The organism is Corynebacterium glutamicum ATCC 13032 (assembly GCF_000011325.1).
GTDB classification, from domain to species: domain Bacteria; phylum Actinomycetota; class Actinomycetes; order Mycobacteriales; family Mycobacteriaceae; genus Corynebacterium; species Corynebacterium glutamicum.
This window is the reverse complement of record NC_003450.3, coordinates 264,575-278,752: the sequence shown is the minus strand read 5'-3', so window position 1 is coordinate 278,752 and position 14,178 is coordinate 264,575. Positions and strand designations below refer to the sequence as shown.

General features: G+C 52.9%; 14 protein-coding genes. 8 read left to right on the top strand and 6 right to left on the bottom strand.

Features of this window, described 5'->3' with window-relative positions; translation table 11 throughout:
- Positions 1 to 20 precede the first annotated feature (20 nt).
- Positions 21 to 368 (top strand): ArsR/SmtB family transcription factor, encoded by a 348-nt coding sequence (locus CGL_RS01380; protein ID WP_011013515.1) that lies wholly within the window; start codon positions 21 to 23, stop codon positions 366 to 368.
- A 107-nt stretch (positions 369 to 475) separates the two neighbouring features.
- Entirely contained in the window at positions 476 to 769 is a 294-nt protein-coding gene (locus CGL_RS01375) for a hypothetical protein (RefSeq protein ID WP_011013514.1), read from the top strand.
- Between the two features lie 76 nt (positions 770 to 845).
- Here CGL_RS01375 and brnE read toward each other — a convergent pair whose 3' ends face one another.
- A complete protein-coding gene (gene brnE / locus CGL_RS01370; protein WP_011013513.1) occupies positions 846 to 1,172 on the bottom strand; it encodes a branched-chain amino acid exporter BrnE in 327 nt (108 codons plus the stop codon).
- On the bottom strand, positions 1,169 to 1,924 hold the full coding sequence (gene brnF / locus CGL_RS01365; RefSeq protein WP_011265510.1) for a branched-chain amino acid exporter BrnF: 756 nt from the start codon (positions 1,922 to 1,924) through the stop codon (positions 1,169 to 1,171). Before brnF ends, brnE begins: the two co-directional genes overlap by 4 nt.
- Before the next feature lie 74 nt (positions 1,925 to 1,998).
- Between brnF and CGL_RS01360 the strand changes: the two genes are divergently transcribed.
- Both CGL_RS01360 and CGL_RS01355 read left to right on the top strand, forming a co-directional pair.
- Positions 1,999 to 2,454 carry an Lrp/AsnC family transcriptional regulator gene (locus CGL_RS01360; protein ID WP_011265509.1) on the top strand — a complete coding sequence of 152 codons (456 nt, stop codon included), beginning with the start codon at positions 1,999 to 2,001 and terminating at the stop codon, positions 2,452 to 2,454.
- 51 nt (positions 2,455 to 2,505) lie between these two features.
- Positions 2,506 to 2,799, top strand: coding sequence for a hypothetical protein (locus tag CGL_RS01355; protein WP_011013510.1), 294 nt, complete (start codon positions 2,506 to 2,508; stop codon positions 2,797 to 2,799).
- Positions 2,800 to 2,878: 79 nt separating this feature from the next.
- On the opposite strand, the gene CGL_RS01350 is transcribed toward CGL_RS01355, so the two are convergent.
- Entirely contained in the window at positions 2,879 to 4,387 is a 1,509-nt protein-coding gene (locus CGL_RS01350) for a catalase (protein WP_374057883.1), read from the bottom strand.
- A gap of 245 nt (positions 4,388 to 4,632) precedes the next feature.
- Here CGL_RS01350 and CGL_RS01345 point away from each other — a divergent pair, with 245 nt between their 5' ends.
- Positions 4,633 to 5,214, top strand: a complete 582-nt coding sequence (locus CGL_RS01345; protein WP_011013508.1) for an RNA polymerase sigma factor — start codon at positions 4,633 to 4,635, stop codon at positions 5,212 to 5,214.
- Between the two features lie 341 nt (positions 5,215 to 5,555).
- On the opposite strand, the gene CGL_RS01340 is transcribed toward CGL_RS01345, so the two are convergent.
- The 3 genes from CGL_RS01340 to CGL_RS01330 all read right to left on the bottom strand — a co-directional run bounded on the left by CGL_RS01340 (position 5,556) and on the right by CGL_RS01330 (position 9,382).
- On the bottom strand, positions 5,556 to 6,992 hold the full coding sequence (locus tag CGL_RS01340; RefSeq protein ID WP_011013507.1) for a hypothetical protein: 1,437 nt from the start codon (positions 6,990 to 6,992) through the stop codon (positions 5,556 to 5,558).
- Between the two features lie 66 nt (positions 6,993 to 7,058).
- The gene (locus CGL_RS01335) at positions 7,059 to 8,093 is read right to left on the bottom strand and encodes an aspartate-semialdehyde dehydrogenase (protein ID WP_011013506.1); all 1,035 of its coding nucleotides are present in this window, start codon (positions 8,091 to 8,093) and stop codon (positions 7,059 to 7,061) included.
- Between the two features lie 23 nt (positions 8,094 to 8,116).
- Positions 8,117 to 9,382 carry an aspartate kinase gene (locus tag CGL_RS01330; protein ID WP_003855724.1) on the bottom strand — a complete coding sequence of 422 codons (1,266 nt, stop codon included), beginning with the start codon at positions 9,380 to 9,382 and terminating at the stop codon, positions 8,117 to 8,119.
- A gap of 246 nt (positions 9,383 to 9,628) precedes the next feature.
- Here CGL_RS01330 and CGL_RS01325 point away from each other — a divergent pair, with 246 nt between their 5' ends.
- The 3 genes from CGL_RS01325 to CGL_RS01315 all read left to right on the top strand — a co-directional run bounded on the left by CGL_RS01325 (position 9,629) and on the right by CGL_RS01315 (position 14,157).
- Positions 9,629 to 10,498, top strand: coding sequence for a DMT family transporter (locus CGL_RS01325; protein ID WP_011013505.1), 870 nt, complete (start codon positions 9,629 to 9,631; stop codon positions 10,496 to 10,498).
- Between the two features lie 253 nt (positions 10,499 to 10,751).
- The gene (gene leuA, locus CGL_RS01320) at positions 10,752 to 12,602 is read left to right on the top strand and encodes a 2-isopropylmalate synthase (protein ID WP_015439406.1); all 1,851 of its coding nucleotides are present in this window, start codon (positions 10,752 to 10,754) and stop codon (positions 12,600 to 12,602) included.
- Between the two features lie 472 nt (positions 12,603 to 13,074).
- Positions 13,075 to 14,157, top strand: coding sequence for a DNA polymerase III subunit epsilon (locus CGL_RS01315; protein WP_011013503.1), 1,083 nt, complete (start codon positions 13,075 to 13,077; stop codon positions 14,155 to 14,157).
- The last annotated feature ends 21 nt before the right edge of the window (positions 14,158 to 14,178 follow it).

Below are 14,178 nucleotides of genomic sequence, written 5' to 3'. Positions count from 1 at the left end.
GTCAATATATAATGACGGACATGACCGCACCCATCCACCTACCGCTCATTAACTCCGCAGAGTGTTGCTCACTGGCAGCAGAACCACTCAGCGTGGACGATGCCGAACGCTACGCCGAGATTTTCAAAGTGCTCGGTGAGCCAGTTCGTTTAAGAATCCTGTCCCATCTTGCAGCAGAAGGTTGCACCCCCACTACGGTCAACGAACTCACCGAAATCATGGGATTAAGTCAACCCACCATCTCCCACCACCTAAAAAAGATGACTGACGCTGGTCTATTGGTAAGAATCCCCGAAGGACGAACCGTCTTTCATCAGGTCCAGCCAGAAACGTTCACCAACCTGCGCACAATCCTGCAAATCGGATAAAAATAAATAGATATAGAACACATTCTATTGCAGGGAATTATCAAGTTTCATACATTGTCCTCGTAGGGGCAAGTATATTTCCCATGCAATATTTTTTAGGAGTCCCAATGCGTTTCAAGTCAGTTGCAGCTATCGCACTTTCCACCGCAATGATCAGGGGTGGAACCGCAAGCGTTGCTAATGCTCAGCAGGTTAGCCCTAGTTCCACGATTGAGATCCCTCAAGAATTCGTCCACACCGTGCAGAACTTCGTGCCAGGTATGACTTACGGCGATGCAGGGTCCGCTATCCAGAGCACCGCTGGTTCTGTGGCACTGAACAGTACCGCTGGAATCATCCTTCCAATCGTTCTTCCATTCCTTGGTCTGGGAGCTGTTGGTTCTGCAGCGCTGTCTGCTTAAGCCTTTTCTAGGTTCCTTAAAAAATCCGCATCCCCTTCAAATTGAGGGCATGCGGATTTTTGTTATTTATGCAGTTTTAGAAAAGATTCACCAGTCCAACAAAAACGATGGTGCCAGCGCCAACGCTCAACAAGGTGCGTCGACCGCCAAGAAGATGCGCCACCACTGTAATCGCAACGGCAATGAGACCAAAGGTTAGAGTCTTCAGATCTATCGCATTGCTGCGAAACGTTGATGCGGTCAAAATGGCAAGGATTCCTGCTGGCATCCACATCGCCATTTTGCCCACAAATTGTGATTCACGTAGGGGCTTAAGGATTAAGAACGGAACCGCCCGGAGCGCAAAAGTAATGACTGCACATACTGCGACAACAAGGAGAATACAGGAGAAATCAGTTGTCATTTAGCAGCCTTTCCCAAGAAGAAGTACCGGATGGTCAACAGACCCAAGAAGATCAGCAGCGCCGCAAATAGGGCCTGACCTGGAATTACCACAAGAGCAATGGTGAAGCTCAAACCTGCGAGCAGCAGAGAAGGGATCTGCTTTTTCGTTCGGCAGGAATCCAAAGTCAGCGTGACAAAGAGAGAGCAAAGGGCGAACTCGAGGCCCTTAATTTCAAAAGGAATCAACTCTGCGATCGCCACTCCGGTGAGACCGCCGAATACCCAGTAGGAGTGAAACGCTATTTGCATTGAGATAAGTCGCCACGCCGACCAGCCTGCGGGCCTGGCCGCAGTGACTGCGTAGGCTTCGTCGATAAGCGCGAAAACCGAATAGAAACGGGCAATGGGGTTTTTGACCACATGCAGCGGGAATGAAAACGCATAGAATACGTGGCGGAAGTTCACCAGCAATGTGGTGAGCGCGATGGCGCCCAGGGGCGCTGCGCCCACAACGAGGGCGATGACCAGCATTTCGGTGGAGCCCGCGAAAATCAGGCCGGAAAACAGTGGGGCTGCCCACCATTCGTAGCCGTATTGAATAACCAAGAGACCAAACGCAATACCAATCGGGTACATGCCCAAACCTGCAGCAAGGGAGGTTTTTAGACCTTGCGCGATTTCGTAGCGCCGATAACCTTTATCATCTGGTTCCAGGGCTGCCTTGGATGGCGACACCTCCAGGCTTGAATGAATCTCTTGCGTTTTTTGCACACTACAATCATCACACAATTGCCGGGTAGTTTTGTTGCCAGTTTGCGCACCTCAACTAGGCTATTGTGCAATATATGAAGCTAGATTCCATTGATCGCGCAATTATTGCGGAGCTTAGCGCGAATGCGCGCATCTCAAATCTCGCACTGGCTGACAAGGTGCATCTCACTCCGGGACCTTGCTTGAGGAGGGTGCAGCGTTTGGAAGCCGAAGGAATCATTTTGGGCTACAGCGCGGACATTCACCCTGCGGTGATGAATCGTGGATTTGAGGTGACCGTGGATGTCACTCTCAGCAACTTCGACCGCTCCACTGTAGACAATTTTGAAAGCTCCGTTGCGCAGCATGATGAAGTACTGGAGTTGCACAGGCTTTTTGGTTCGCCAGATTATTTTGTCCGCATCGGCGTTGCTGATTTGGAGGCGTATGAGCAATTTTTATCCAGTCACATTCAAACCGTGCCAGGAATTGCAAAGATCTCATCACGTTTTGCTATGAAAGTGGTGAAACCAGCTCGCCCCCAGGTGTGAAGCATGCATTTTGAAGCATGAATCTTTTTCATCTAGTGAAGGACTGATCCCATGCGTATGAAATCAATCGCAGCAATTGCAATCGCTACCGCCGCCCTGGCTGGTGGCACTGGAGTCGCTAGCGCACAGGAAGCTGGCTCGACTGCTGGTTCCTCCAACCTCAGCTCTGGGATCCAGCTTCCACAAGAAGCCACCGATCTGTTGAGCTTCCTGCCTGCTGCTCAGGCTGCGCAGGTTGAAGGAGCAATTCAGAGCACCGCTGGTTTCTTTGCCGTTGGACTCGGCTCGACCGCCATTGGTTCCACTGCAGTGACCTTGGGAATTGCGGATCTGCTGTCTAGCTAATTTCCTCTCAATAGCTTCAAAGTCGAATGAGGGCCTATCCACCATTGGTGGATAGGCCCTCATTTTAAATCAGAAGGACTTAAGCCTTCTTCTGGAGGTAAAGCTCCTTGACGCGAGCGCCGAGGTTCTCATCAACGTTGTTCCAGTAGTCGTAGACGCGTGGCTCGGTTGCCTCAGAGATGCCCTGCATTGCGTTGGAGATGTTGTCTGCCAATCGCTCCTTCTCGCCCTCATCCAGGACCTCGCGGTATAGGATGCCTGGCTGGATGAAGTCGTCATCATCCTGGTGCTTGACGTAAGCAGCACGAACCAGGTCGGTGCCGTGTGGGTCTGGGTTGACGTAGATGTCATCAGCCTGGCCGTAGGAGGTGTGGTTGGAGGAGGAATCCGTACCGTTATCCAGGTAGCCTGCGCCCTTGTCGTAGCGGTTAGGGCTGTAGGAAGGCTCGCCCTCAGCGTCGAAGATGTACTGCATGGAACCTTCGCGGCTGTAGGTGTTGACCTCGTTGATTGGACGGTTCACTGGCAGGTCGCGGTAGTTAGCGCCGATGCGGTAACGCTGCTGGTCAGCGTATGCGAAGATACGTGCCTGGAGCATGCGGTCTGGGGACAGGCCGACGCCAGGAACGATGTTGCCTGGATCCAGTGCAAGCTGCTCGATCTGAGCGAAGAAGTTGCGTGGGTTGCGGTTCAGGATGAAGTAACCGACTGGGATCAGTGGGTAATCCTTCTGGGACCAGGTCTTGGTCAGGTCGAATGGGTTCCAGCGGTAGTTCTCTGCATCCTCGAAAGGCATGATCTGAACCTTGACGTCCCAGATTGGGAAGTCGCCGTTTTCAATAGCGTTGTAGAGGTCTTCGCGCTGGTAGTCAGCGTTCTCGCCTGCAACCTTTGCTGCTTCTGCATCGGTGAAGCAATCCCAGCCCTGGCGGGTCTTGAAGTGGTACTTAACCCAAACTGGCTTACCTTCAGCGTTAATCCACTGGAAGGTGTGGGAGCCGAAGCCGTCCTGGTGGCGGGAGGTCTTAGGGGTACCGCGGTCACCCATCAGGTAGGTCACCTGGTGTGCAGATTCAGGTGCGCGGGTCCAGAAATCCCACTGCATGTCTGCATCGCGCAGACCGTTCTTGTTGAGACGCTTCTGTGAGTGGATGAAGTCCGGGAACTTCATGCCGTCACGAAGGAAGAAGGTTGGGGTGTTGTTACCCACGATGTCGTAGTTGCCCTCTTCGGTGTAGAAGCGAAGAGCGAAGCCGTGGACGTCGCGCCAGGTATCTGGGGAGCCCTGCTCACCAGCAACAGTAGAGAAGCGAACAGCCAGCGGGGTGACCTTACCAGGCTGGAACAGGTCTGCCTTGGTGTATTCGGATACGTCCTCGGTGATGTGCAGCTCACCGAAAGCGCCGTGGCCCTTTGCGTGAGGGATACGCTCTGGAACGTTCTCGCGGTTAAAGTGTGCGAGCTTTTCAATGAGGTGAATGTCATTGAGAACGTTTGGACCCTGTGGGCCTGCGGTTGCGGAGATGTTCTCAGATGGAACTGGTGCTCCGTTGTGGCGGGTAGTGTTTCCAGAAAGCTTTGGACGCATTCCGCGATCTACGATCTGGTCTGCTGCTGACTTCTCAGACATTAGCATTCCTTCCTTTTATGAGGGTTACCTATGGATTAAGTCTGATTGATAGTCTACATCAGAATGTCACTTCGCGCCACCAAATAATCAGCCCTTACGTAAACTGCCAGCAAAAAGACAAAAGTATGATACTTTTTGCCCACTTTGACACCCCCTACACACCTTTATGGTGACCCCGGTCTGAACTGGTATTCTGAGCAATTGTGAAGTCAAAAGAGCGTAACGACGCCCACGTCACCGAGCTGGCCCTAGCCGCCGGCCGTGGCGACCGCGCAGCTCTCACCGATTTCATCCGGGAAACCCAAGACGATGTCTGGCGTCTCCTCGCCCACCTTGGCGGCCACGAAATCGCCGACGATCTAACCCAAGAAACTTATCTGCGGGTCATGAGCGCCCTCCCCCGCTTCGCAGCGCGCTCCTCGGCGCGCACCTGGCTACTATCGCTAGCCCGGCGCGTCTGGGTCGACAACATCCGACACGACATGGCACGCCCCCGCAAATCCATCGTCGAATACGAAGACACCGGTGCCACCGACGCGAGCAACGCAGGCATCTGGTCCGAGTGGATCGACGTGCGCACGCTTATCGACGCCCTCCCACCCGAACGCCGCGAAGCCCTCATCCTCACCCAAGTGTTGGGCTACACCTACGAAGAAGCCGCAAAAATCGCCGACGTCCGAGTCGGAACAATCCGTTCCCGCGTAGCCCGCGCCAGAGCGGACCTCATTGCTGCAACAGCTACCGGTGATTCCTCAGCCGAAGATGGCAAATCCGCCCAAGGTTAGCAGATGAGCTACGTCAACGGCGTAATCCCTTAACCAGATTGCTAATTTACAGTTCTATTTTGCTGCTCGATCAAAGCGACTCTTACCCACCCTAGAATCCTTTGACCGCATCAACACTTTGTTTTTATCTAAAACTGAATCTTTAATTTTTACGCTCGCAGATGATTTTCCTCCAGCAATGGAAGTAATAACCCCGCCCCGAACGACAGCTCTTCGAGGTGCGCTTCCTCTAATCTTTCCCATATTTATCCTTAAGAGTCTTACTTATTTAAAAGTAATGGTGCATCGCCCACGACGTCTACAACCTGGGATTTCTAACTCATCTTTCCACAAACTCTACATCAGTTCTTAGTACTAGGGCGCAGGTGCAACCTCTCAAAAAACTTTCCTAGGAGTGGACCTAGTACTAGTGCGCTAACAACTAGCAATGAAAACCCAGCTCCAAATGACCACAGAAGAATAAGAAATGGTCGCTCCAACCCACCCACAAGACTTCCTGCCATCATAAAGAGCAGTAGTGCGCATATTCCTACGACGATACGAAGCGGATTAAGCATGGAAGATACAAAAATATGTTCTTTAGGAAAGATGAGAAAGCTTACAAATACTGCCGGCGCTGCAAGCATCAAGGCCGCTGCATTTCCTCCAACACTACGCAAAGCATCAGTTGCATTGGGTAGCAACAAGGCTAGGATAAAAATTCCGGCTGTTAGTGCATTCGATAAAAGTGCAGTAACCCAAATTCCCCTTTTGGGAACCTCCAATTTTACTTTTGCATTTGTGGTCATTATCTCGGAAAAATGCGAGTGCACATGGGCGATAGGTGTCCTACTAGAGTCAGTTGGATAGCCGACCCGATGGCCCTTATTCTTGGAATCAACTGGAAGCGATAACTCTTGAGTATCTAACTCAGGCGGTGTGTGGAATTCAAGATGGTACGATTTCGCATCCGTGGGCATATGTGTTGGTAATTCAATTTCCATTGGAGCTGCTCGAAATGCGACACACACGCTACCCCACAATGATCTAAGAAGCCCTCTGTCAGGTAATTCAACCACCCAGTGATATGAAAATTTTAAAACTTGCCTGATTCCAGAAGTTTCCGCGGGCAACAAACCGATCAACAAAAAATCAGTAGATAGATTCAAAAGCAAGTCTTTTGTTCCCACATCAAATCTCACTGCAGGATCATTACTATCCCATAATGTTTTGCCCTCCCACACCCCACTTTCAATTAGGTTCGTTGCTTTTGCTAGGTTTCCCTTTTCTCTTGATATCACAAGGGCACGCATCGCATCTTCAAGTTCAGATGTTCGCTCGATGCCATTTTTCTTCAAAAACAGCATGAGGACAGCCACCATTAGTTCACCAGTTTCTTCCGAACCAAGGACAGGAATGCTCGTCCCATCATTTCTCCAGACATCAAGATGACGCATCGGGCCTTTTTCAATGAACGCTAGCGGGACCATTAGTTGTCCCTTTACGTCATTAATATCGTTATAACGGCGTTCAACTTCGTTGTACGCAAGCCGTGGGTCAGGTGGAGGTTCGCAATCCATGGAGTGTCTGAGTCTCCCTCGAGCTCCTTCGGATGGATGCACACTATCAACGCGTCGGTAGACCCAGTTTTTCCACTGAAAAATGACATCCGCTAAAGCTTCGGCCGCTAGCTCCGTTGCATTTTCATGTTCTTTATCGCTAGTGCTATCAGCAGTGTTTCCCCTGCTAAAGAAACTTAAAACTTGTGGAAAATTCCACTTCACAAGCTCGACCCCCATCGCCCCTCAAACATTAAAACCCCGCTTAAAGTGTAGCACTCAAGCGGAGTTTTTAATGGCGGGTTTTTACTTAACCAGCAGCTCAGCGATCTGGATGGTGTTTAGCGCAGCACCCTTGCGGAGGTTGTCGCCAGATACGACGAGAACCAGACCGCGGTTATCGTCGACAGTGGAGTCCTGACGGATGCGTCCAACGAGGGATTCGTCAATGCCGGCAGCTGCAAGTGGGGTTGGGACGTCGACAAGCTTGACGCCTGAAGCGGCACCCAAGATCTCCTGCGCCTGGTCCACGGTGATTGCCTTGTCGAATTCGGCGTGAATGGTCAGCGTGTGGCCGGTGAAAACCGGCACGCGGACGCAGGTGCCTGAGACCTTGAGGTCTGGGAGACCGAGAATCTTGCGGGATTCGTTGCGCAGCTTCTGCTCTTCATCGGTTTCGAAGGTGCCGTCATCGACGAGGTTTCCGGCGAATGGCAGCACGTTGTAAGCGATTGGTGAAACATAAGGTCCGACATCGCCTGCGTCAGCAGCCTGTCCATCATGGACGAACTCAACGTTGTGGTCTCCAACTGCAGCAACCTGCTTTGCCAAGGTTTCCACACCTGCAAGACCAGAACCGGAAACAGCCTGGTAAGAGGAAACGTGAAGCTTTACAAGACCAGCGGCATCGTGAAGTGGCTTCAGCACTGGCATCGCAGCCATGGTGGTGCAGTTAGGGTTCGCAATAATGCCCTTGACCAGGGAATCCTTGTCGGAAGGGTTCACCTCAGAGACGATTAGTGGAACCTCGTCGTCCTTGCGCCAAGCAGAAGAGTTATCCACAACAGTCGCGCCTGCAGCAGCGAACAGTGGAGCGTACTGCTTGGAAGCGGTGCCTCCAGCGGAGAACAACGCAACGTCGATGTCCTTGAGGGACTCCTCGGTTGCCTGAGTAATGTCTTCTACCTCGATTTCCGTGCCACGGAATTCAATCTTACGGCCTGCGGAACGTGGGGAAGCAAAGAAACGAACAGTGTCAGCTGGGAAATTGCGCTCTTCCAAAAGGGTGCGCATAACCTGGCCGACCTGGCCGGTTGCACCAACAACTGCGATGGTGGTCATTGTAAAACTACTCCTTTAAAACTTTAGCGTCCGGTGCCTGCATAAACGACGGCTTCGTCTTCGCCGCCCAGCTGGAACTGCTCATGCAATGCACGTGCAGCAGCATCCAGATCATCTTCACGGATCAGCACGGAAATACGAATCTCAGAGGTGGAAATCAATTCGATGTTCACGTTGACATCGCGCAGAGCTTCCATGAACTCTGCGGTAACACCTGGGTGAGACTTCATGCCAGCACCCACGAGGGAGACTTTGCCGACCTGGTCGTCGTAAAGCACATTGGTCCAGTTGCCCTGAACCTGAAGCTTCTTCAAGATCTCCATCGCGCGGCGGCCGTCGGAACGAGGGCAGGTGAAGGTGATGTCGGTGGTGCCGTCTTCTACAGAAGAGACGTTCTGCAGAACCATGTCAATGTTGATTTCTGCATCAGCCAACGCACGGAAAACCTTCGCAGCCTCGCCTGGCTTATCGGAAATACCCAGAACGGTTACTTTGGCTTCGGACTTGTCGGTTGCGACACCGGTAAGGACTGCTTCTTCCACAGGAATATCCTCCATAGAGCCGGCAATCAAAGTGCCGGGATCATTACTATAAGACGAGCGTACGCGAAGTGGCACATTGAATGCACGAGCGTATTCAACACTGCGCAGCACCAAAATCTTGGAGCCAACAGCAGCAAGTTCCAGCATTTCTTCGAAGCTGAGCTTTTCCAGCTTCTGTGCATTAGGAACGATGCGCGGGTCAGCGGTATACACACCGTCAACGTCCGAGTAAATCTCACACACATCAGCGTTCAAAGCAGCTGCCAACGCAACTGCAGTGGTGTCAGAACCACCACGACCCAACGTGGTGACATCGCGGGTTTCTTTATTAACACCCTGGAAACCAGCAACAATGCAGATCTTGCCCTCATCGAGTGCTTCACGCACACGACCTGGAGTGACATCAACAATGCGTGCGTTTCCGTGGCGCTCGGTGGTGAGCACACCAGCCTGAGAGCCCGTGAAAGATTGGGCTTCTGCGCCAAGGGACTCAATAGCCATGGCGACGAGAGCGTTAGAAATACGCTCACCAGCAGTCAGGAGCATATCCATTTCACGAGCTGGCGGAACGGGATTCACTGCCGCTGCAAGTTCTAGAAGTTCATCCGTGGTGTCTCCCATTGCGGAGCAGACAACCACGACATCATTTCCAGCCTTCTTGGTGGCAACGATCCGTTCAGCGACGTTTCTAATGCGTTCCGCACTCTCAAGCGAGGAACCGCCATATTTCTGTACGACCAGGGCCACCTTTGTGCACCTTTCGATCTACGTGCTGACAGTTACCCGCTCAACTCTACCTTTATAAACTGTGTCTACCTAGCCAGAGGAGTGTTTTCTTTCTGCACAGGGTTCCTGGGGCTTTAGCGGATGCGTCTCAGCCACTGGGACGCGTTCCAATAAACAGACCATATATTGATATTCGATTTAATATTTGAGACAAAAGTGACAGGTGCTACTTCGCGAGCAACTCTTTAGTCAACTACCCTGAATCAAGTGCAAAGCAATCTGCTCGCCGTGCTTTTCGCCCTAGCATCGGCATTAACAATCGCATGGGGCACCGTGGTCAGACACCGGATCGCGCTCCGCACCCCAAAAGATGGCTCCCTAAGGAGCTCACCTTTACTCAATGCTCTGATGACACCGATGTGGTGGGCAGGCATGAGTACCGCGATGCTGGCATATTTCTTACAAACAGTAGCACTTGGTTTCGGCACCCTCTTGGTAGTGCAACCAGTGCTTGTCCTGTCGCTGATGTTCACGCTGCCGCTCTCAGCACGATTCAATGGCTACCGACTACGCCGAACTGAAATCTTCTGGGCTACCCTCCTCACCGTAGCCGTGGGCATCATGATCGTTTTGGGACGCCCCCTTCCCGGAAACCCCCACCCCCCACTCGATCGATGGATTCCAGTACTTTTAGTCGGCGTTGCAGTAATGGGTGGAATGTGGCTGCTTGCGGAATACGTATTAAAGAAGGACAAAGCCCTCATCCTTGGTCTTGTGACGGGTGCATTGTTTGGCTACGTAGCAGTGATGTCCAAAGCCGCGGTGGATCTTTTTGTCCATCAAGGCATAACGGGACTCATCTTGAACTGGGAAGGCTACGGCCTAATCCTCACCGCATTACTTGGAACAATCGTGCAGCAGTATTCCTTTAACGCTGGCGAACTACAAAAATCGCTACCCGCCATGACCATTGCCGAACCAATTGTTGCCTTCAGTTTGGGCTACTTGGTTCTGGGCGAAAAATTCCAAGTCGTGGACTGGGAATGGATCGCCATGGGCATCGCACTACTGGTGATGATTGTTTCCACCATTGCACTGTCTCGTACAAGCACAATGCCGGCCGGATCGAAAAGGTAAAACTCCAAAGTTCCCCCCGAGACATGACAGCACTGGAACTGGGCGTCGAAAAGCTTTTTTAAAAGAAAACTCCCCCGAGTTGCTACCCACACCACAAAGTTGTTGTATGCTTCACCACATGACTTCGCGTGCGAATCTACTTCTTCTTCGCCGCGGCGGGTCCCAGAGGTCTTAACACGACCGGCATCCCGTCGCGGAGTTTGGTGTTGCCGGTCGTGGACCCACCCAAAACTTTTTAAGAAGGTTGAACACAATGTCTCCTAACGATGCATTCATCTCCGCACCTGCCAAGATCGAAACCCCAGTTGGGCCTCGCAACGAAGGCCAGCCAGCATGGAATAAGCAGCGTGGCTCCTCAATGCCAGTTAACCGCTACATGCCTTTCGAGGTTGAGGTAGAAGATATTTCTCTGCCGGACCGCACTTGGCCAGATAAAAAAATCACCGTTGCACCTCAGTGGTGTGCTGTTGACCTGCGTGACGGCAACCAGGCTCTGATTGATCCGATGTCTCCTGAGCGTAAGCGCCGCATGTTTGAGCTGCTGGTTCAGATGGGCTTCAAAGAAATCGAGGTCGGTTTCCCTTCAGCTTCCCAGACTGATTTTGATTTCGTTCGTGAGATCATCGAAAAGGGCATGATCCCTGACGATGTCACCATTCAGGTTCTGGTTCAGGCTCGTGAGCACCTGATTCGCCGTACTTTTGAAGCTTGCGAAGGCGCAAAAAACGTTATCGTGCACTTCTACAACTCCACCTCCATCCTGCAGCGCAACGTGGTGTTCCGCATGGACAAGGTGCAGGTGAAGAAGCTGGCTACCGATGCCGCTGAACTAATCAAGACCATCGCTCAGGATTACCCAGACACCAACTGGCGCTGGCAGTACTCCCCTGAGTCCTTCACCGGCACTGAGGTTGAGTACGCCAAGGAAGTTGTGGACGCAGTTGTTGAGGTCATGGATCCAACTCCTGAGAACCCAATGATCATCAACCTGCCTTCCACCGTTGAGATGATCACCCCTAACGTTTACGCAGACTCCATTGAATGGATGCACCGCAATCTAAACCGTCGTGATTCCATTATCCTGTCCCTGCACCCGCACAATGACCGTGGCACCGGCGTTGGCGCAGCTGAGCTGGGCTACATGGCTGGCGCTGACCGCATCGAAGGCTGCCTGTTCGGCAACGGCGAGCGCACCGGCAACGTCTGCCTGGTCACCCTGGCACTGAACATGCTGACCCAGGGCGTTGACCCTCAGCTGGACTTCACCGATATACGCCAGATCCGCAGCACCGTTGAATACTGCAACCAGCTGCGCGTTCCTGAGCGCCACCCATACGGCGGTGACCTGGTCTTCACCGCTTTCTCCGGTTCCCACCAGGACGCTGTGAACAAGGGTCTGGACGCCATGGCTGCCAAGGTTCAGCCAGGTGCTAGCTCCACTGAAGTTTCTTGGGAGCAGCTGCGCGACACCGAATGGGAGGTTCCTTACCTGCCTATCGATCCAAAGGATGTCGGTCGCGACTACGAGGCTGTTATCCGCGTGAACTCCCAGTCCGGCAAGGGCGGCGTTGCTTACATCATGAAGACCGATCACGGTCTGCAGATCCCTCGCTCCATGCAGGTTGAGTTCTCCACCGTTGTCCAGAACGTCACCGACGCTGAGGGCGGCGAGGTCAACTCCAAGGCAATGTGGGATATCTTCGCCACCGAGTACCTGGAGCGCACCGCACCAGTTGAGCAGATCGCGCTGCGCGTCGAGAACGCTCAGACCGAAAACGAGGATGCATCCATCACCGCCGAGCTCATCCACAACGGCAAGGACGTCACCGTCGATGGCCGCGGCAACGGCCCACTGGCCGCTTACGCCAACGCGCTGGAGAAGCTGGGCATCGACGTTGAGATCCAGGAATACAACCAGCACGCCCGCACCTCGGGCGACGATGCAGAAGCAGCCGCCTACGTGCTGGCTGAGGTCAACGGCCGCAAGGTCTGGGGCGTCGGCATCGCTGGCTCCATCACCTACGCTTCGCTGAAGGCAGTGACCTCCGCCGTAAACCGCGCGCTGGACGTCAACCACGAGGCAGTCCTGGCTGGCGGCGTTTAAGCTTTACGACGCCTCCCCCTAGGCTCTACAAACCGGTGGCAAGAATTCCACGATGTTGAAAATTCTTGCCACCGGTTTCGTGGGTGATAGGAATATAGAGCCTGTTTCATGCCTCGAGTTTTCTCAAATGATTTTTCGTATGCCCAAGGCCCTCAAAACCCATTAGAAGCACCTCTGGGGGATATAACCTACCCAGGCCAAAGTCGAAATTTGAGAGCGACCAAACCATGAGACCCAAAAACTTGAAAAAACATGCTTTCTGGGGCCTTATGTCTGGTACCAACGAGTCCCGGCGCTTTTCACCCATTAGATTGCGCAAGCTGGGCGTGCAACCATCAGTTTTTAAACCTTTCTTCACCAGGTGATCGAAAATGCCCGGGTATCCTATGGATTTGGTCATCTACAACCATCAACGACCATTTGCATGCCTTGAAATGCTGTGAAACCTCTCTAAGCAACTAGAGTTGTAAAAATGAGCACCACTTCGGAATCACAAGATCACGCCGCAAGAATCGAAGCTGAGCGCCAAGAAGCTATTGAGGCGGCTCCTTTTGTTTCCGTCAGCATTCAATCAAGTGGAATCCACCCATCGACTTCACGCATGGTCACCATTGATTTGGTAACGCTGTCCCCTAATTTGGAGCCGGTGGAAACTTTTCATGCCGTGTTGGATTCCAAAACTGATCCTGGCCCCTTCCACCTTCATGGCGTGACAGAGGAAGAATTTGCCAGCGCTAAGCGTTTCGGCCAGATTTTGAAAAGCTTGGACCGCCTCATCGATGGTCGTACCCTGTTGATCCACAATGCTGCGCGAAGTTGGGGCTTTATTGTTTCCGAAGCCAAGCGCGCTATGAATGATGCTGCGCGCGCCAATCGCAACAGCAATCGTGGAAATCGCCGTGGTGGTCGCGGACGCCGCAGGCAGCGCGTGGGGCACATCCCAAAGCCGCTGGTGATCGTCGATACGCTTGCATCGGCGCGTCGACAAGCAATCGCTTTAGACGACGTGCGCATCCGGGGTGTCGCACACACCCTCGGCCTTGACGCGCCTGCAGCGGAGGCGTCGGTGGAACGCGCGCAGGTGTCGCACCGCCAGTTGTGCCGCGAAGAAACTTTGCTTGTGGCACGGCTTTATGGTGCGTTGAAGCAGTCAGGACCGCTGGCGGAAATCGATCCCCAGTCCTTGCGCGCCGATAAGTTTGGTTTGCAACGCTCGATCATCCGGGTGCAGGCGCAGGAAGCTTCGCCAACGCTGGTCAACCCTGGTACGTATGAGCCGGGAAAGACGCTGATCGCTGGGATGGAAGTTGTGGTCGCGCCGGAAATTGAGATGGATCCGGACATCATTATCCAAGCGTGCGTCGATGCAGATTTGTCCTATTCTGAGAAGCTCACCCGGCAAACCTCAGTGGTGGTGTGCAATCAAACCCGCGACATTGACGGCAAAGCGATGCATGCCCAGCGTAAAGGAATTCCGCTGCTGTCCGATGTTGCCTTCTTAGCAGCTGTTAAAAGGGTAAAAGAAGGGAAGAAAGTGGACGTCGAAAAGCGCTAGTGCCACTTGCTTAACTAGACT